The 18,340-nt window shown below is 67.7% G+C and carries 17 protein-coding genes; 3 read left to right on the top strand and 14 right to left on the bottom strand.

Annotated features, from left to right (window positions below):
* Positions 1-414 precede the first annotated feature (414 nt).
* From der to GBZ48_RS16125, 4 genes are all read right to left on the bottom strand, one after another.
* Entirely contained in the window at positions 415-1,809 is a 1,395-nt protein-coding gene (gene der, locus GBZ48_RS16140) for a ribosome biogenesis GTPase Der (RefSeq protein WP_174471946.1), read from the bottom strand.
* A 41-nt stretch (positions 1,810-1,850) separates the two neighbouring features.
* On the bottom strand, positions 1,851-3,218 hold the full coding sequence (locus tag GBZ48_RS16135; protein ID WP_174471945.1) for an outer membrane protein assembly factor BamB family protein: 1,368 nt from the start codon (positions 3,216-3,218) through the stop codon (positions 1,851-1,853).
* A gap of 8 nt (positions 3,219-3,226) precedes the next feature.
* The gene (locus GBZ48_RS16130) at positions 3,227-3,871 is read right to left on the bottom strand and encodes a tetratricopeptide repeat protein (protein ID WP_174471944.1); all 645 of its coding nucleotides are present in this window, start codon (positions 3,869-3,871) and stop codon (positions 3,227-3,229) included.
* A 288-nt stretch (positions 3,872-4,159) separates the two neighbouring features.
* Positions 4,160-4,801 carry a response regulator transcription factor gene (locus GBZ48_RS16125; protein ID WP_098739653.1) on the bottom strand — a complete coding sequence of 214 codons (642 nt, stop codon included), beginning with the start codon at positions 4,799-4,801 and terminating at the stop codon, positions 4,160-4,162.
* A gap of 951 nt (positions 4,802-5,752) precedes the next feature.
* Between GBZ48_RS16125 and GBZ48_RS16120 the strand changes: the two genes are divergently transcribed.
* On the top strand, positions 5,753-6,490 hold the full coding sequence (locus GBZ48_RS16120) for a response regulator transcription factor (protein ID WP_246193703.1): 738 nt from the start codon (positions 5,753-5,755) through the stop codon (positions 6,488-6,490).
* 97 nt (positions 6,491-6,587) lie between these two features.
* Here GBZ48_RS16120 and GBZ48_RS16115 read toward each other — a convergent pair whose 3' ends face one another.
* From GBZ48_RS16115 to GBZ48_RS16075, 9 genes are all read right to left on the bottom strand, one after another.
* Entirely contained in the window at positions 6,588-8,534 is a 1,947-nt protein-coding gene (locus tag GBZ48_RS16115; RefSeq protein WP_343049559.1) for a methyl-accepting chemotaxis protein, read from the bottom strand.
* Positions 8,535-8,786: 252 nt separating this feature from the next.
* A complete protein-coding gene (locus tag GBZ48_RS16110) occupies positions 8,787-9,122 on the bottom strand; it encodes a tRNA-binding protein (protein WP_174471999.1) in 336 nt (111 codons plus the stop codon).
* Between the two features lie 184 nt (positions 9,123-9,306).
* Positions 9,307-9,741 (bottom strand): phasin family protein, encoded by a 435-nt coding sequence (locus GBZ48_RS16105; protein WP_174471942.1) that lies wholly within the window; start codon positions 9,739-9,741, stop codon positions 9,307-9,309.
* A gap of 173 nt (positions 9,742-9,914) precedes the next feature.
* Entirely contained in the window at positions 9,915-10,601 is a 687-nt protein-coding gene (locus tag GBZ48_RS16100) for a TetR family transcriptional regulator (RefSeq protein ID WP_174471941.1), read from the bottom strand.
* 78 nt (positions 10,602-10,679) lie between these two features.
* The gene (locus tag GBZ48_RS16095) at positions 10,680-11,162 is read right to left on the bottom strand and encodes a YbaK/EbsC family protein (RefSeq protein WP_174471940.1); all 483 of its coding nucleotides are present in this window, start codon (positions 11,160-11,162) and stop codon (positions 10,680-10,682) included.
* Positions 11,163-11,173: 11 nt separating this feature from the next.
* Positions 11,174-11,998, bottom strand: a complete 825-nt coding sequence (gene proC, locus GBZ48_RS16090; protein ID WP_174471939.1) for a pyrroline-5-carboxylate reductase — start codon at positions 11,996-11,998, stop codon at positions 11,174-11,176.
* A 72-nt stretch (positions 11,999-12,070) separates the two neighbouring features.
* Entirely contained in the window at positions 12,071-12,574 is a 504-nt protein-coding gene (locus GBZ48_RS16085; RefSeq protein WP_085089634.1) for a type III secretion system chaperone family protein, read from the bottom strand.
* A gap of 223 nt (positions 12,575-12,797) precedes the next feature.
* Positions 12,798-13,184: an accessory factor UbiK family protein gene (locus tag GBZ48_RS16080; RefSeq protein WP_246307230.1), complete on the bottom strand. Its 387-nt coding sequence runs from the start codon at positions 13,182-13,184 to the stop codon at positions 12,798-12,800.
* A gap of 115 nt (positions 13,185-13,299) precedes the next feature.
* A complete protein-coding gene (locus GBZ48_RS16075) occupies positions 13,300-16,578 on the bottom strand; it encodes an AsmA family protein (protein ID WP_174471938.1) in 3,279 nt (1,092 codons plus the stop codon).
* A 275-nt stretch (positions 16,579-16,853) separates the two neighbouring features.
* On the opposite strand from GBZ48_RS16075, the gene GBZ48_RS16070 reads away from it, so the two are divergent.
* Together GBZ48_RS16070 and GBZ48_RS16065 are read left to right on the top strand one after the other, a co-directional pair.
* Positions 16,854-17,036, top strand: coding sequence for a DUF4169 family protein (locus GBZ48_RS16070; protein WP_174471937.1), 183 nt, complete (start codon positions 16,854-16,856; stop codon positions 17,034-17,036).
* 177 nt (positions 17,037-17,213) lie between these two features.
* Positions 17,214-18,026 carry a DUF2189 domain-containing protein gene (locus GBZ48_RS16065; protein WP_174471936.1) on the top strand — a complete coding sequence of 271 codons (813 nt, stop codon included), beginning with the start codon at positions 17,214-17,216 and terminating at the stop codon, positions 18,024-18,026.
* Positions 18,027-18,089: 63 nt separating this feature from the next.
* On the opposite strand, the gene GBZ48_RS16060 is transcribed toward GBZ48_RS16065, so the two are convergent.
* Complete coding sequence (locus tag GBZ48_RS16060) at positions 18,090-18,287, bottom strand: DUF1192 family protein (protein WP_174471935.1); 198 nt, start codon at positions 18,285-18,287, stop codon at positions 18,090-18,092.
* Between the last annotated feature and the right edge of the window lie 53 nt (positions 18,288-18,340).

Raw genomic sequence — 18,340 nt, 5'->3', positions numbered from 1 at the left:
GGCTTCGCTGTCGAGACGGGATTTACCTGGGGAGAGTCAATCACATGGCTCGGTGTGAGCCCGCCCGTCACAGAGGGCCGCTCTCAAATCGGTCGCCCTGATGATCTATGGTGAGGCCCCGGACGATCCCGGCGAGCACAATCAAGGGACTGGATCGGACGATTGAGGCGGCGGCTTCCAAATTTCAGGAGCAGGCCGGCGGACAATCGTCTCTGGGAAGCCGGGGCTGGGCGGATAACAGCGCCTGCCACTTCAGCGATCAAGGCTTCCCATCGACAACATGTAAAGCCGCTCGACAGGCGGACGCAGGTCAGCGAAAAGCTTTATGTGGAGCGTGATCGTTTCGGATCACGCTCCACAACATTACCGGTGCTCGTCGTGCCCCCTTCCCATCGGGGAGAGGGCACATCGGGATCATTCGTCCGCGTACGGATTCTTGCCCTTGCGCAGAAGCAGGCGCACCGGCACGCCGGGCATGTCGAAGCTCTCGCGCAGATGCGTCGTCAGGTAACGCTGGTAGCTTTCCGGCAGATCCAGCGGCTTGTTGACGAAGAGCGCGAAGGTCGGCGGACGGGTCTTCACCTGGGTGACGTAGCGGATCTTCACCCGGCGGCCCTCCACCAGGGGCGGCGGATGGTGGTCCAGAACGCCTTCGATCCAGCGGTTCAGCTGGGCGGTCGGGATGCGGCGGTTCCAGACCGTGTAGGTCTCCAGCACGCCGTCCAGCAGCGTGTCGAGCTTATGGCCCTTCAGCGCCGAGATGGTGACGACCTTTACGCCCTTGATGTAACCGAGCGAGGCCTCAAGCTTGTCCTCGACCTGACGCAACGCCATGGCGCGGTCCTCGACCGCATCCCACTTGTTGACGGCAATCACCAGGGCGCGGCCCTCGGAAATCACCAGCCGGGCGATGGTCAGATCCTGCTTGTCGAGGATGGCGGCGGCATCGACCACCAGCACCACGACATTCGCCATGCGGATGACGCGCAGGCTGTCGGCGACCGCCAGCTTTTCGACCTTCTCGTCGACGCGGGCGCGGCGGCGCATGCCGGCGGTGTCGACCAGCTTGAAGCGGCGGTCGCGCCACTCCCAGTCGACGGCGATGGCGTCGCGGGTCATGCCGGCCTCAGGCCCGGTCAGCACGCGTTCCTCGCCGAGCAGGCTGTTCAGCAGCGTCGACTTGCCGACGTTCGGACGGCCGACGATGGCGATCTGGATCGGCTTGGTGCGATCCTCCTCCGGCTCGGGCTGGTCGCCGATGGGGATGGAGGGGTCGAAGCCGTCGTCGGCGTCCTCGGCCTCGTCGGACTCCTCGGGCGGAGCGTAAGGCAGAAGGGCCTCGACCAGATCGGCCATGCCCTCGCCATGCTCGGCGGACAGCGGGATCGGATCGCCCAGGCCGAGTTCGTAGGATTCGAACATGCCGGGCTGGCTGGCCTTGCCCTCGGTCTTGTTGGCGACCAGCAGCACCGGCGTCTTGCCGCGGCGCAGCAGCTTGGCAAAATGGCGGTCCAGTGGCGTGATGCCGGCGCGGGCGTCGATGATGAACAGCGCGACGTCGGCACGGGCCAGGGCCTGCTCGGTCTGGCGGCGCATGCGCGCCTCCAGGCTGTCGTCGGTCACATCCTCCAGACCGGCGGTATCGACCACCGTGAAGGACAGGCCGCCGACATGGGCCGGGGCCGAGCGCCAGTCACGGGTGACGCCCGGCGTATCGTCCACCAGGGCCAGCTTCTTGCCGGCCAGACGGTTGAAGAGGGTCGATTTGCCGACATTCGGCCGACCGACGAGGACCACGGTGAACGACATGGGGCCAAAGGCCTTTCACAACAGACGGAGGAAATCCGCGATCAGCGGAACGCGACGAGCGTTCCGTTGTCGCACAGCACATAGAGAGTGTTGTTGGCAACGACCGGAGACAAGTAGGAACCGGTGGGCAGCGAACGGGTCACCTCGACCTTGCCGTCGGACGGCGACAGGCCGAGCAGTTGGCCGTTGGAACCGGCGACCCACAGGCGACTGCCCGCCATCACCGGGCCGGACCAGACGATCGGACCGGACCTGTCCTCCGGATCCTTGAAGCGGGCGAGCGGCGCCACCCAGCGGACCTTGCCGTTCTGGCGGGCCACCGCGACCACTTCCTGGTCGTTGGTGACGGTGAACAGGTAATCGCCGGCCAGCCAGGGGGTCTGGACGCCGCCGATCTCCGTTTCCCAGATGCGGGCACCGATGCGCTCGTCGATGGCGACCATGCGGCCGGAATGGCCAATGGCATAGACGGCGCCGCGGTCGACCACCGGCAGGCCGCGGATGTCGGCCAGATTGCTCAGCGCACCGCTGCGGCGGATGTTGGCGAGGCTGTCCTGCCAGGCGACACGGCCGTTTTCCGGACGCAGGCCGAACAGCTCGCCTGAGGAATAAGGGGAGACGACCAGCGTGCCGGTGGCGGCCGGGCTGGCGGCGCCAAGCAGGCCGGCGGTTTCCAGGATGCCCTGCTGCGACCACTGCACCGCACCGTCGTCGGTGGACAGCGCGATGGTCTGGTTGTCCAGCGTGATGACCAGCACACGGCCGCCGGCGACCGTCGGCGCGCCGCGGACCGGGCCGGCGATGCGCTTGCGCCACAGCACCTTGCCGCTGCCCGCGTCGAATGCCAGCACCTCGGCGAAGCCGGTGGCGGCGTAGACGCGGCCGTCGGCATAGGCGACACCGCCGCCGGTGGCGCCGCCGCGCTCGTTCTCCGGACGGGTATCGAACCGCCACAGCGACTGGCCGCTGCGCTCGTTCAGCGCGGTGACGTGCGAATCGGCATCCATCGCGAAGATGCGGCCATCGGCGATCACCGGCGTGCCGAGCAGCGCCCGCGAGCTGCTGGACCCGGCGCCGATGTCAGCGCGCCAAGCGTCGGACGGGTTTGCCGACAAGGCGAGGTTGCCCAGCACATGGTCCGGCGTGCCGCCCGGCTGCGCCCAGGCCGCGTTGGTGACCGGCGGCGGCACGGTGACGGCGGTGGCGGCGAGCTGGGCATCCGGCTCCACCTTGCGCTCGCGCTGGAGCACGGCGACCCGCTTGCCCGGCAGGGGCGGATCGGGAGTCTTGCCCATCCAGCTGTCGATGGTGTCGCAGCCGGCGAGCAGGACGGTCAGCAGCGATGCCGACAGCAGCGCGGCGCGGCGGATCGAACCGGCCATTGCGGTCTTCTCGGTCTTGGTCTTCATGGCCCGGGTCAGCCCTTGCCGTAGAGGGAGGCGAGATCGGCGGCGCGGCCGCGCACGCCCGACGGGGCCTGCTGGTCATCTGCCAGTTGCTTGTAGAGCGTGCGCGCCTTCTCGGTGTCGCCGGCACGGGCGGCCAGCATCGCCGTCAGCTCGCGCGCCGAGAAACGCCAGGGGCTGGTGTCGGTAGTCAACGGCTGCAGCTTCGCGGTCAGCTGCACCGGATCGCCGCTGTCGGCACGCTGCATCACCCCCATCAGGGTGGCGAGGTCGCGGTACTGCGCAGGCACGGCGGCGTTGCCGGCGATGCCGTCATAGACGGTCGCGGCGTCGGCGCCCTTGCCCTGGCGGATCATCAGCGCAGCGGCGTTGAACTGGGCAATGGCGGCGAGGCTGGGATCGGCGGAGCCGGCGAACGCTGCAAGCGCGTCGACACCCTTCTCCGGCCCCTGGCCGCTCTGCGAGATGGCGGTGACGAGGGCGGCGGTCTGCTCCTGCTTCTTCTGTGCCTGCCAATGGCGCCAGAAGCTGTAGCCGCCGGTGCCGGCGACGACCAGGACGGCCGCGGCGATCATGGCGCCGCCATACTTCTTGAACAGGTGCTCCGCGCGGTCCCGGCGCAGATCCTCGTCGACTTCGCGGAAAATATCGCTCATGGCGCTGCGGTGGCGTCCTTGCGGTGGCGGCTTCGCGCACGGCCCGGATGGCGGCGCGGGTCAGGCGGAACCCAGCCGGCCGGCTATCCGGACGGATGATTCCACAAGATCAAGAGGGGCGGATAGCATCGGGCAGCCCACCCGGTCAAGAGGCAGGCTGTCTCGCGGTGGAGGGATGTGGTCGCAGGCAAAAGAAAATGGGCCGCGGAGGCGATGCCCCGCAGCCCATTCCCACGACCCGGACCTGCCCCGGATCGGTCGATTCCTATTGGAAAGCTTCGGTGCGGCTTACGCCGACATGGCGGCGGCAGCGATGACGGCCTGGGTGCGGTTCTTAACGCCCAGCGACTTGAAGATGGCCGTGACGTGGATCTTCACCGTGCCTTCGGACAGGCCCAGCTCATAAGCGATCTGCTTGTTCGACTTGCCGAGACGCAGGCATTCCAGCACTTCGCGCTGGCGTTGGGTCAGGCCGTAGCCGGCGTTGCGGTCGGACATGTCGACGGTCCGGCGGCGCGGGGCGGCGTCCATGCTGGCGGTCAGGGCGCCCGGCGGCAGGTAGATGCCGCCCGAGAACACGAGGTTCAGGGCGCCCATCATGACCTTCACGCTGCTCGACTTCGGGATGTAGCCGGTCGCACCATGGTCGAGCGCGCCGCGGATGTCACCCAGCGCTTCCGACGCGGAGATCACCACCACCGGCACGCCCGGCTGCAGCGCCTGAATCTCGCGCAGGCCGTCGAAGCCCGGCCAGTTCGGCATATGCAGATCCATCAGGATGATGTCGAAGGTGCCGCTGGTGCGGCATTGCTCCAGAACCTCGTCGAAGGTGCCGGCCTCCACGAAACTGGCATCGCCCTGCAGTTGTTCCAGCAGACGCCGCAGGCCTTCGCGGAACAGCAGATGGTCGTCCCCGATCAGAATCTTCATGGTCCCCGTCATCCTCGCTCGCCGGCCCTTGCCGGTGCCGTCCGCTTTGCGGACGACCGCCCGTCAGGGCTTGTTGTCAATCTCGCCCCGTGCGCCCCCGCGGCACCCGGGTCACCGATTTCATGCCGCTTGCACGGCTTGGTGGCCGATTTTTACTGCGGCCCCGATCCGGGCATCGGCCGGAAGGCTGTCTGCCGTTGTGGGGCTGTTCTTCTCTGTGTTGAGTATCTGATACCACGATCGGAAGGGGCTCTGTATCCCGACAAGGGCCATAGGTCATTCGAAGCCGCAACCCTCCTTCGAGGCACCGTTCGTCATGCGACCGGCAAGAAACGGCTCTGCCTAAGGTCATAGATTCTATTGCGTCCGCGAATAGAGTTATCGCACACATCCATTGGATTCATTCGATCCGGACGGGTTCATTCAAAAAGAGACCTGCTGTCTCCATTAGCGACGGGAATTTTTCTGGAACCTTGCCATCTTTGCGGCGTTCGTGTGGCAGGGATGCGGCTAATCCCGATTCGAACACGCAATAGAGGAGGGAAAAGCCGTTGCGAAACCGAAAGGATAGTCCTGAAGGATGCCTGTACCAACGCGCATTCCCGTGTGACCCGGCCAGCACACATCATTCCATAGGTGTTACCGTTTCGAAACCTGAGGCGACCAACAAGGAGACGGGAAGCGATCTTGGCTGATCATCCATCGCCTGATTTACGAAGAGCACCAATCATTTCTAAATCACGCGGTGCGAACAGGACTTCCCGAACCCCGACAAGGAGGGAGTCTGCGGTCCGCACGCAAATACTTTCATCCCGCAATATTCCCCAACGACGTGACCCAATCCATGACGTGCCTGGGCCAACCGGCCGGTTCCTCCTCAACCCTTAGACGCAGGCGGCAATGCCCTGAGCCGGGCCGGCCGTGGATGCCTCCTCCAGACAGAGCTGACCCATGCACACACACCATGAGTACGCCCATGAGAAAGCATCTCACCAGACCCGCAACGCGGTGACTCCCATGCATGTCTGCCTGATCCTCGACAACAACGCGCTGACCGAGAACGTGGTCCAGCAGCTCGACCGGGGCGGCCGCCATCGCGTCACGGTCCTGCACGACATCGGGGAGCTGACCCAGAGCGCACTGACGCCGGATGCGATCCTGATCGGGTTGCAGCAGTTCACCGCACTGCGCGAGAATGAACCGATGGTCTATCTGCGGCTGTCCCGCCGCTCGCGGATCGTCGTCGTGCTGTCTTCCCGCGAGTTGCTGGACGCCGCCCATATCCTGGCCTTCGCCGACGCCTGGGTGTTCGAGGATCTGAACGTCGATCGCATCAACGAGCTGCTCGACCTTGGGCTGGAAGGCCATTGCCTGATGCCCAAGCAGTTCCTGTCGCGCCTGGGCGTGGACGAGATCCGGCTGACGCTGCTGCCGCGTCTGTCCGATCCGGAGTTCGAGACCCTGCGCCTGCTAGGCGAGGGCATGAACAACCGGACCATCGCCAACGCGCTGGATCTGTCGGAAGCGGTCATCAAGTCGATGGTGCGCAGCGTGCTGTCCAAGCTGCATTTCCGCAACCGTACGGAAGCGGGCGTCTTCGCCGCTCGCCAGCAAAGCGCCCTCGAGCAGGCGCGGACCGGCATGACCCCGCCACACGTCCACGCCGCCGTCCGCCGGGCCGGGGTCTGACGGAACCCGGAACCGAGATCGGAACCGCGCTGGGACCGTCAGGGATCCGCGCGGTCCGTCACCGCTCCCCGGCCGGAATCCATCCGGACAGCCGGGATCAGGCCGTCAGGCGGCGTCCGGCCATCGCCTCTTCGAATCGGTCGAAGCGGGCGTCGAAGGCCTGCCGGTCAATCTCCGACAGCCGGAAGCGGATGCGCACTACCCCCTCCTCCCGGTTGAAAGCCTCGAAGGGCAAGGCCACGCCCAGGCCGTCGAACAGCAGGGTGCCGCGGGCGCCGACCGCGTCGGCCTCGGCAAGCGCCGCGCCGTGGCGGGAGATGTCCAGTAGCCGGACGGTCAAACGGCCCTCCGGCCCCTCCACGGTGCAGGGCGCCTCGACGCGGTAGCGCGGCAAGCTGCGGCGGTCGACATCATCGGTCGCCGTACGCACGGCGCGGACCAACACATGCATCAGTTCATCGATGCTGTGAGTCACCTCCGACGCGCCGGCGCGCAGCACGTCGGCCCGCTCCTCCGTCACCTTGGCCTCGCGCGACACCTCGTCGATGCGGGTCGACACATCGGTTGCGGCACCGGCGGTCTGGGCGACGTTGCGCGAAATCTCCTGGGTCGCCGACGCCTGCTGCTCCACCGCAGCGGCGACCGTGCCAGAAATGGCGTCGATCTCGCCGATGGTGCGGCTGATGTCGCGCACCTCCTCCACGCTGCGGGCGGTGACCGACTGGATCTCGGCGATCAGGCGCGAAATCTCCTCGGTCGACCGCGATGTCTGGTTGGCGAGGTTCTTCACCTCTCCCGCCACGACGGCGAAGCCCTTGCCCGCCTCCCCTGCCCGCGCCGCCTCGATGGTGGCGTTTAGCGCCAGCAGATTGGTCTGGGCCGCGATGCCCTGGATCAGTTCGGCAACATCGCCGATGCGGCCGACGGCCGAGGACAGCGATTCGATGGTGGTCTCGGTCCGGTTGCTGGCGGCAACGGCGGCGCGGGTGACGCCGGCCGCATGGCCGACCTGGGTGCCGATCTCCTCGATGGAGGCGGAAAGCTGCTCGGCGGCCGACGACACCGCCTGGGCGTTGCTGAGCGCCTGCGCCGCTGCAGCGGCGACGTTCTGGGCGTTGGCGCCAACCAGCCCGGCCGACTTCGCCATGGCGCCGGCATTGTGGTCCATCTCCTGGGTGCGGGCGGCGACCCGCTCCACCGCATGGCGGCTTTCCAACTCCACCGTATCGGCCATCGACTGGAGAGCCCTGCGCTTCTGCGCTTCCCCTTCGATGCGCTGGCGCTCCTGTTCGGCACGCAGGCGCTCGGCCTCGGCCATGCCGTCGCGGAAGACCAGGACGGAGCGCGACATGGCACCGATCTCGTCCAGACGCTCGGAGCCCGCCACCGTGGCGGTCAGGTCGCCCGACGACAGGGCGGTCATCACATGGCTGAGCTGGCCCAGCGGGCGCAGCAACCGGCGCGACACCAGATAGCCCGGAACCGCCAGCACGACGGCGCACAGCACCACCAGCATGGTGGCGAAGCGCATGCTGTCGTCGAAGGTCTTGAACACCTCCGCCTTCTTGATGCCGACATAGAGGATGCCGACCGGGTTGCCGGATGCATCCTTGATCGGGTCATAGGCGGCATAGTAGGGCTCGCCCAGGATCTCGACCATGCCGCGGAAGGGCGCGCCCCGGCGCAGCACCGAATCGTAGGCGGGCCCCTGCGCCAGCGTCGTGCCGACGGCACGGCTGCCGTCGGCGGCGGTGACGTTGGTGGCAATCCGGCGGTCGCCCAGGAACAGGGTGGCAGTGCCGCCGGTGATGCGCTTGATTTTGTCGACCACCAGATTGTTGTCGTTCATCACGACACCGTCCAGCAGCAGCTTCCCATCAGCGATGGTGAAATGGCCGCCGCGCTCCTGCAGCGAGGACCAGGCGATGTCCATGCTGAGACGCTGCATCTCGATCGCCTGCCGTTCCAGATCGCGAACGATCACCTGTCCAATGGCGAACAGGATCGCAGTGCTGAGGACCAGCATGCCGACGAGATTCAACACGGTGACTTTCGTAGAAATCGAAAGCCGGCCGACAAAGGAGCGCAGGGCGTCCATGGGTACCATCCACCAGAAAAACATGTTGCAAATGCGAGGTCGTAGTCGCTCCGCACTATGCCATCCTGGTTAGACTGCATTCATTTAAAATACACACAACCCCTGCGGCAACTTGTCGCCTTATTGCGCCTGCAACACTTCAACCTTGAACTGATATTTCAGACCATGGAAAGTGTTCGAATCTTTCAGGATGACTTCTCAGAACAGCCGCGCGCCGTCCGGCACCGTATGATCCGGACCGACCAGAACCACCGCGCCCTCGGCATCGGGCAGGCCAAGGCACAGGACTTCGCTGGTGAAGGGGCCGATGCGCTTGGGCGGGAAGTTCACCACCGCCAGCACCTGCCGGCCGACCAAGGCATCGGCTTGGTAGTGGCTGGTGATCTGGGCTGAACTGCGCTTGGTGCCGATTTCGCCGCCGAAATCGATGGTCAGCTTGTATGCCGGCTTGCGCGCCTCGGGAAAGGCCTCGACGGTGCGGACGGTGCCGACGCGGATGTCGACCTTGGCGAAATCGTCGTAGCTGATGGTCATGACAGGTCCGATGCGGTTCTGGCGATCCATGCCAGGGTAGCGCGCCAGGATCGGCATCGGAATGGGCAAGTGCACGCAGCCTCCCTCAAACCAGAGTGGGGGCCGAACGAGACAGACACCGCAAACGAAAAAGGGGCCGCCAATGGCGACCCCTCTTCGTGGAAATCCGGCTGACCGGAAAGGATCAGGCCTTCGCCTTGGCGATGGCGGCCTTGACCTCGTCCAGGCTGTCGGAGACGCGCTTGGTCAGGATCTCGGCAGCCTCGGTGTTCGACTTGGCGATCATCTCGCTCAGCTCGCGGATGTTCGACAGCGACTTCTCGAAGGCGGCCTTGACCAGATCGGCCTGCTTGGCGGCCTTCTCTTCCGGGGTGCCGGCGGCCGACAGCTCACCGACGGCGCGGTTCACGTCTTCGGCGACGGTGCGCAGCACTTCTGCCTGACGGCGGACGATGGCCTGGAAGCCTTCGAAGGCGAGCTGATTGGCGGCGGTAACCGCCTCGATGTTGCGACGCTGGCTGGCGATGATGGACTCGACGTCCACACCCGGAACCTTCAGGTCGCCCATCAGCTTGGACGGATCGAATTCGAGGAAGGGGTTACCGCTGATCTTGGCCATGTTTCTCATCCCAGCATCGGTGTTTGCTACCCGCATCTGAATACGGGCATGTTGCGTCGCAACATTACAGAGGCCGACTATGCAGAGTGCTGAAAAGTTAGTCAATCCGCTTTTTTGCGCCGCAGCATAACCTTGGCGGGAAAAACCCCCTACCCGGGCTCGCCGCTCCGTTGCTAAATGCCTGATGCCATGGACTCTGTTCCCGGTTGCTTGCCGAGCGGCCCCCGCGGCCGGGTCCAGCGGCAGAAGGTCGCGCCCCAGCGTTCCGCCCCGCGCAGGGCGTTGTCCAGCGCCGCCATGGTGCGCGACAGGTCGGCGGTGTCGTCATCGAGGAACACCCGCATGACGCGGGCATGGACGGTGCCGAGGCCGGCCACCAGTGCCGCCCCGCCGCGCCGGTCGGGATCGATCCCCGCCGCCCGCAGCATCCATGCCATGGAGCGGCCGAAGCTGCAGGAGAAGGCAAGCGCCGCCGCGGGATCGGCCGGCAGGTCGCGCACGACGGACCGCAAACCCTCTCGGTACGGACGAAGCACGTCGAAGCGGCGCATCATCACGTCGAACAGACGGTCGCGTGCCGATTCGGTCGGATCGACGGGAGTGTCACCGGCCAGAACGGTGGCGTCGGCGACGCGCGATACCGCCGCCAGTACGTCGGCGCGCCCACGATAGCGATGATGGAAGCGGGACAGCGGGATACCGGCGGTATGCGCGACCTCCAGCAGGCCGACGCGCCGCCAGCCCTTCTCGGCCGCCAGCCCCATCGCCGCCGCAGCGACGGCGCGGTCGAGCGAATCGGAGTCCGTGGGATCGGAGCGGAAGCTGTTGTCTTCAGGCTTGTCGGACGACATGTCGGACATGGCACCACCTCCAGGCGACAGGGATCGCCTTATAAGGTGGTGCGTGGACGGGCGAACGTCACCCGCCCAACCGTTCAATCATGCCTTGCGGACAGCTTCCACCCGGCCGCCGGTCATGCTGACCAGATCGGCGGGGGTCAGGCGGAAAACGGCATTGGGCGTGCCGGCCGCCGCCCAGATGGTTTCCAGCCGCAGCAGGTCGTCATCGATCAGCACCAGCGGCGGCACGGCATGGCCGATGGGCGGAACGCCGCCGATGGCGAAGCCGGACGACTCACGGACGAACTCCGGGTCTGCCCGCTCGATCTTTTCGCCGATCAGCCGTGCCACCGCCTTCTCGTCCACCCGGTTGGCGCCGCTGGCGACGACCAGAACCGGACGACCGGTCTCCTTTGTGCGGAAGATCAGCGATTTGGCGATCTGGGCCACATCACAGCCGACGGCGTTGGCAGCATCCTCCGACGTTCGGGTGCTGCCTTCATGCTCGACCACGCGATGGCCGAGGCCGATGCTGTCGAGCAGGGCCTGGACCCGGGCGGCGGAGGGGCTGAGCGCCGTCATGGCCGCGTCCCTCAACCCGCCAGTTCGCGCGACCGCCGGGCGGCGGCGGCAATGGCGGAGGTCATCACCGGCTGCAAGCCCTCCGGCGCCATCAGCACCTCGAGCGCGGCCTGTGTGGTGCCGTTCGGGCTGGTCACCGCCTTGCGCAGGTCCGCGGCCTCCTGCTGCGGCGAGGCGTCGAGAAGGGCACCGGCGCCCGACACGGTGGCGCGGGCCAGCCGCATCGCCAGATCGGCGGGCAGTCCGGCGGCCTCGCCGGCCTTGGCCATCGCCTCGACCAGGAAGAAGACATAGGCCGGGCCGCTGCCCGACACGGCGGTGACGGGATCCAGCAGCCCTTCGTCCTCCACCCAGGCGACATCGCCGACGGCGCGCAGCAGGCGGTCGGACAGGTCGCGCTGGGCAGCGCTGACACGGGAATTGGCGACGGCGACGGTCATGCCACGACCGATGGCGGCCGGCGTGTTGGGCATGGAGCGGACGACGACCGTCCCCTCCCCCAGCAACCGTTCGAAATAGGCGATGGTCTTGCCCGCGGCGATCGACAGGAAGACGGTGTCGGGGCCGACCAGGGCACGGTAGGATGGCAGCGCCTCCTCCATCACCTGCGGCTTCACCGCCAGGACGACCACGTCGGGAACGAAGCCGTCCGGCAGGGCGTCGGCGCCGGATGCCAGGGTGACACGGGAGTCGCCCGCCACCGATTGCGGCAGGCCCGCACGGTCGACCACCACGACGCGCGACGCGGTGCCGGCGGCAAGCCAGCCGTCCAGCATCGCCCCGCCCATCTTCCCGCAGCCGACCAACAGCAGCGACGCACCCGATTCCGCCGTCATAAACCCTGCCCCTCTCCGGTTCGCCGGGGCTTTCCCGCCCAGGCATCTTGTCTTGTTACGCTTGTTGTCCTGTTACGCTTCGCCCATGGTGTCGAGAATGGCGGCGGACACCGCCTCCGACGCCGACTTCCCACCCCAGATCACGAACTGGAAGGCGGGATAGAAGCGCTCGCATTCCGATAGGGCGATCTCCACCAGATCCTCAAGCTGCTCCACCGCGGCACCGCGCGAGCCACGCAGCAGCATGGTCTGGCGGAACATCGGCGTATGCTCTTCCGAGCAGACGTCGAAATGGCCAAGCCACATGCGGCCGTTGACCTCGGCCAGCAACTCGGCGACGGCGGTGCGGCGGGCGGCCTGGACCTTCATGTCGAACTGGCAGGAGAACTGCATCGCGCTGACGTCCGGCTGCCAGACGAAATAAAGCCGGTAATCGCACCAGCGCCCGCCGATCTCTACGACCAGCTCGTCCTCGGTCGCGCGGTCGAAGGGCCATTCGTTGGCAGTGACGATCTCCTCGACCACGTCGAGCGGATTGTGGGCGGAAGTGGTGGTTTCGACGGCAACTGCCGACATGTCCGCGTCCTCCTGTGAAGGCGCTATGGGCTGTACCGTTCACCCGGACCGAAGAGACGCGCCGGCGACAGCGCGCGGTCCGGGCCAATACCCCAAGATGATGAAGAAACGGGCTGAATCGAGGGAGAGACTGGCGCTGGCGCACACCCATCCGGCCGCGGGAAGCGGCGCGGACAGGGACGACGGGAGGGAGCGTCGGGTGTGTGGGCGGCGGCGGCGACACTCAGGCGGCCGGGGTGGCCTTGCTGCCGGGGCTGCCGGGCTTGCCCTCTTCCGGCTTGACGCCCGCCGGATCAGTCTCGACCACGGCGGGGACACCGGCGGCCTCGACCGGGACCGGCAGCGGCGCCTTCGCGGCGCTCAGCGATGCGACGGTCGCCTCAAGGGCAGCCAGCCGCTCGGTCATCGCCTCCTGCTCCTCGCGGGCCTTGGCGGCCATGGCGCGGACAGCCTCGTATTCCTCGCGGCTGACCACGTCCATCCGCGACAGAACACGTTCGAGCTGGGCACGAAGCTGGCCTTCGGCCTCTTCGCGCAAGGACGAGAAGGCGCCGAGAGCGCCACCCGCCACACGGGCGAGATCGTCCAAAATCCTGTTGTCCACCTGCATCGCTCTGACTTCCGGTTACCGTTCGTTCATTATGGACGCCGCGCGCGGCGACTTCAACGCCCTTGGCCGTGTGGGCAGGCCGTCAATTTCGCCGGGGCATTATTTGGGCCGGCCGTCATTTCGCGGGGGCCGCGTTGAAGCGGTCGCGCAGCGCCTTCAGGTCCAGGGTCTGGGTCGGGGCGGCCCAGGGACCGGTCATGCGCAGGGTCAGCGGCGGCAGGTCGCCGTCCGTCTTCACCTTCAGGGTCAAACCCAGATCCACCTCTTCCTCGGCCAGCGAGACGGTGCCGGCCAGCGTGCCATCGGCCGGCGCGGTGATCAGGCGGGCGTCCTCGGTGCGGATCACCCCGTTGTCGATGGTGAAGCGGGCATCGAGCCGGTCGAGCTTCGTCTCTCCGCCCTGGAGCGCGCCGGCGACCGCGGTCAGCACCTCCTGCGTGCGCTCCACCCCGGCAAGGCGGCTGCGCAATGCCGCGAGGTCGACGCCGCGCAGCACGCCGCCCGACGCCACCGCCCGGCCGCGGCCGGTCAGGCTGCGGAGCAGCGCGTCGCCATGGCCGCTGCCCGACAGGGTCACGTCGAGATCGACTGTGCCGCCGCTGAGGCCGAGCCCGGTGAGGCCGGACAGCGCATTGCCCGTGTCGGCCTTGATGACAGTGAGATCGGCGTCGAGCTTCGGCGCCTGCCCGGCCGCGGTGGCGAGACGGCCGCTGAGGCCGATCTGGCCGCCCTGCCATTCGCCGTCCAGCTGCTCCAGGGTTGCGACGCCCTTGGACAGGGTCGCCCGCAGCGCCGGCTGGGCGATGCGCTGCCCACCCACCGTCAGGGAGGTGGAGGTCAGGCCGAGGCGGCCGTCCAGCGACTCCATCCAGGCGAGGTCGGACAGCGGGTTGGCCGGCGTTGCGGCGGGATCGCCGGCGGCTGCGGCCGGACGACCGGCGCCGTCGCCGACCAGCGGCGCGTTGCGCAGCCGGTCGAGGTCGAGGTCGCCGGTCTGGATGTCGGCCTGGAAGGCGGGGCGTTCAGCCTTGCGGTCCAGCACCAGTTTGCCGCGCAGGGGCACGCCGGCGACCAGCCCCTGGAGGTTGTTCAAGGTGGGCGACGCCGCCGAACCAGACAGCTCGCCATAGAGATCGAGCGGGCCATAGGCGCGGACCAAGCCCGTGTCGGTGAACAGGGCGGCGATCCGCCCCATCTCCGGATGGGTGAGGCGCAGCTTGAGGTCGGCGCCGGGCGTGCGGTCCAGCCCGAGCAGAACGCCGCCAGCCTCCAGCGTGCCGCCGAGCATGCCGGCCGAGGCCTCCACCGCCAGCCGCTCGCCGTCGCCGGCCAGCCGCGCCTTGGCGCTGACGGCGCCCATCCGCTCCGGCACCGGCAGGCCGCGCGGCCACGACACGGCACTGGGCAGGCCACCCAGCGACTTGGCATCGGCCGTCAGGGCGAGATTCACGCCGCGCAGCGGGATCAGGCTGGCGACCTGACCGTCGATGCGGGCCTGGAGACCGGCGATGTCGTCCACCTTGGCCTCGCGCACCGTCAGCGCGCCGGAGGCGACCGTGGCGTCGAGGCGCAGCCCCTGCACCGGCAGCCCGCCCACCGTCAGCTGCCCGATCCGCAGATCGAGGTTGGCGTCGGCAAGGCCGATCATGCGCTGCGGCGTCTGGGCCGAACCGGTGGAGCCGTTGGCGGTCCCATTGCGCGGGCCGACGGCGCGGTTGGCCGGCTGCGCAGCGGTCTGGGAAGACCCCTGGGAGGGCGTCTGCGCGGTCGCGGGATCGCCCGGCAGGTAGCCGTCCAGATTGAGGCGGTCAAGCTCCAGCCGGGCGCCGAAGGCGGGACGGCCGCGGTCGACATAGGCGATGGCACCGCTGAGGCGGCTGCTGTCGAAGCGGAAATCGAGGCCCGACAGCTCGAAGCGGTCGGCATGGCCCTGGAGACGGCCCGACAGCGAGGCTCGGCGCAGCCGGTCGGTCGGGACGCCGTGCAGGTCGAGCTTCGCCCAGTCCAGCAGGGCGCGAAGGTTGTCGGCGTTCGCCTCCATCCGCACGTCCAGTGTCGGCTGGCCGCCCGGCGTCGTCACCTCCCCCGCCGCGACGAAGTCGGAGCCGCCGGGCAGAAGCGCGCTGATCCGGTCGATGTTCAGCCGGCCGCCGGAGAGGCTGGCCTCGATCCGGCCCTGCCGCACAACGCCGCGGTTGTAGGCGATGGCGTCGACGGCGACATCCAGCTTGGCCTCCACCCCGGCGGGCAGCACGATGGACAGCGACTGCGCCTTGCCGCCGCCGGAAGCGTCCACGGTGCCGGAAGTGGCGGATGGGGCGGACGCGGTGTTGCCGCCGCTGCGCGCGCCCTGGGCCAGCCAGGCATCGAGGTCGAGACGGTTGACGGCGAGGGTCAGTTCGGTGCGAGGCTCCTCGCGCTTGGAGGGATCGCCGGCGCGGAGCGTGGCGTTGCCGGTGGCGCGCGTGTCGCCCAGCTGCGCTTCCAGCCCGGAGAAGGTGGCGAGGCTGGTCCCCGCCTCCACCGTCGAGCGCAGGCTGAAGGGCTGGGCCAGCGCCGCCGGGGCCCAGGAGGATTTGGGGGAGCCGATCAGCTTGGCGAAGTCGCTGCCCTCGGCGCGCATATCGCCCTGGACCTTCGACGCGCCTCCGCCATTGCCCCCGCTGTTGCCGCCGCCGGTCAGGATGCCGGCGAAGCGCAGGGTGGCGTCGGTGTGCGGCATCGAAAGGGTAGCGCGCACCGGCACCGCCGCCCCTTCGGTGAAGCGGCCGGCGGTCGCCTCGGCATGCAGGGACAGGCCGCGCAGGCGGAAGTCGCCCTGGATCTGGAAGGGGCCGTTCAGGCTGCCGGCGGCGATGCGGGCGCTGAGGCCCGCCACCGTCTCGGTCCGGCCGTTGCGGTCGTCGCGATAGATGATCGTGCCGTTGTCGATCAGCACCTGATCGAAGCTGACGGCGGAAACCAGCCCCTCGGCCGCCCCCAGCCCGTCGCCGCCGCGGGTACCGGCGGTGGACAGGTCCCAGTTGATGCGGCCGTCCTTCAGCACCTCGACCACGAAGGTGGGTTCGACCAGCGCGATGCTTTCGACCTGGATGCGGCCGCCCAGCAGCGGGCCGAGCGCCACCCGGGCGTCGAGCTTCTTCAGGCGCACCATGTCGGGTTCGGCGGCGCCGGCGGCGTTGGCGAGCCGGGCGTCGCGCACCGTCAGCGCCGGCGACGGCAGCAGGGTGAAGCCGACGTCGCCCCGCAACTCCACCTGGCGGCCGGTCGCCTGCGACACCCGCTCGGCGATGATGCCCTTGTAGGCGTTCCAGTCAATGAGGCTCGGCGCCGCCAGCAGCAGACCGGCCGAAACCGCCAGTCCGGCCAGTACAGCGATCAGGATCTTCTTCACCGGGTTTCCGCCTTCCCTGCGACCGGCCCTGTCGTCGGCCGCGCCCCTTTGCCACGTCTATACAAAGACCAGTTCCCCCACCCACCGCACCGTCCGCTTCCGGTGCGCGCCATCCTTCGGTAAGCTAGCGCCCGCAGAAGAAACAAGCAATTTGGGCAATCCCACGGCCAAGTCGGGATCCGCCCGGATTTTTCGCAACGTTTTTCGTCCCGCCGCGTGCCGGAATCGGCCGTGCGGCGCCGAACCCCCTGAAAACAGCCACCGGAGACCGTGCCATGGGCGACGTGGTCAACCTCAACCGTTTCCGCAAGACCCGCGACAAGGCGGAGCGCACCAGGGAAGCGGAGGCGAATCGGGCCCGATTCGGCCGCACCAAGGCGGAGAAGGAGCGCGACCTCAAGGATGCCGAGCGGCGCACTCAGACTTTGGATGGGCATAAGCTGGACGGGGAGGACTGACCGCATAAGCCAAAAGCGCGGCAAAGACCAAGCTACGGAGTGGGAATAACCTCTGCTTTTTTGTTACTATTGGGTATGCCGATAGTTCCCTATTGCGACTATCGGGGCGGCTGTGTGACAGTGCCGGTCATGGGCGCCGGCCGGCGCTTTCCTAGGCTGATGGGGAGGGCCGTCTTCATGGTCGACATGACGTCTTTTCGCGGTTCGGTGCAGGCGCCTCGGACGCAAACCCCCAGCTGGCTGCCGGCAATCCGCTCGGTCGAGATGGACCGGCCCTGGGTCTGGCTGGCATCGGCCTGGCAGGACATGATGGCCGCCCCCGGCATCAGCTTCGCCTACGGCGCGCTGGCGGTGATCTCCAGCCTGGTGCTGGTGGTCGGGCTGGCAACGCTGGACATGGAATATCTGCTGCTGCCGATGGCGGCCGGCTTCATGCTGGTCGGGCCCCTGTTCGCCGTCGGGCTCTATGAGACCAGCCGCCTGCTGGAGCTGGGGGAGCGGCCGACGCTGGCCAAGGTGGTCGCCGCCTATCGCCGCAACGGCGTCCAGATCGCCGGGATCGGTATGGTGCTGATGCTGGCGCTGCTGGCCTGGATCCGCGTCGCTTTCCTGATCTTTGCCCTGTTCTTCTCCAGCGAGCCGCCGGCGCTGGACCAGCTGGTAGACCGCATCTTCTTCTCGGCCGAGACCATTCCGTTTCTGCTGACCGGCACGGTGTTCGGCGGGATCATCGCGACGGCGGTGTTCTCCATCGCCGTGGTGTCGGTGCCGATGCTGCTGGACCGTGAGACCGATGTCTTCACCGCCATGGCGACCAGCATCGCGGTGGTGCGCGCCAACATCAAGCCGATGATCGCCTGGGGCTTCCTGATCGCCCTGTTCATGAGCGCCGGGATGGTCACCGGCTTCCTCGGGCTGGCCATCGCCCTGCCGGTCGTCGGGCATGCCTCCTGGCATTGCTACCGCGATCTGGTCGGCATCGGGCGGTGACGTAGGGCAAGCCATTCCGCAAACAGACGAAGCCCCTCTCCCCCGGCGTGAGAGGGGCTTTTTTCAGCCCTTTTTGAAGAATGCCTCGGCCGCCGATTTCTGCGCCTGCTTGGCGGCGATGGCGGCGCGGGCGCGGGTGATTTCCGCTTCCAGCGTGGCGATGTAGGCCTCGATCTCGGCCACGCCCATCACGGTCAGGTCCTTGGGCGCCGGCTTGGCCTTGCGCGGCTCCAGATCCTCGAAACGCTCGTCGATGGCCATGTTCGGGTGCCTCCCCCTGCCGTGTTTTCAGCCCGTTGTCCGGCTTGTCAGGC

It is taken from the genome of Azospirillum melinis (assembly GCF_013340935.1).
GTDB classification, from domain to species: Bacteria; Pseudomonadota; Alphaproteobacteria; order Azospirillales; family Azospirillaceae; genus Azospirillum; species Azospirillum melinis.
The sequence above is the reverse complement of the archived record's forward strand: the minus strand, read 5'-3'. Positions and strand labels throughout refer to the sequence as shown.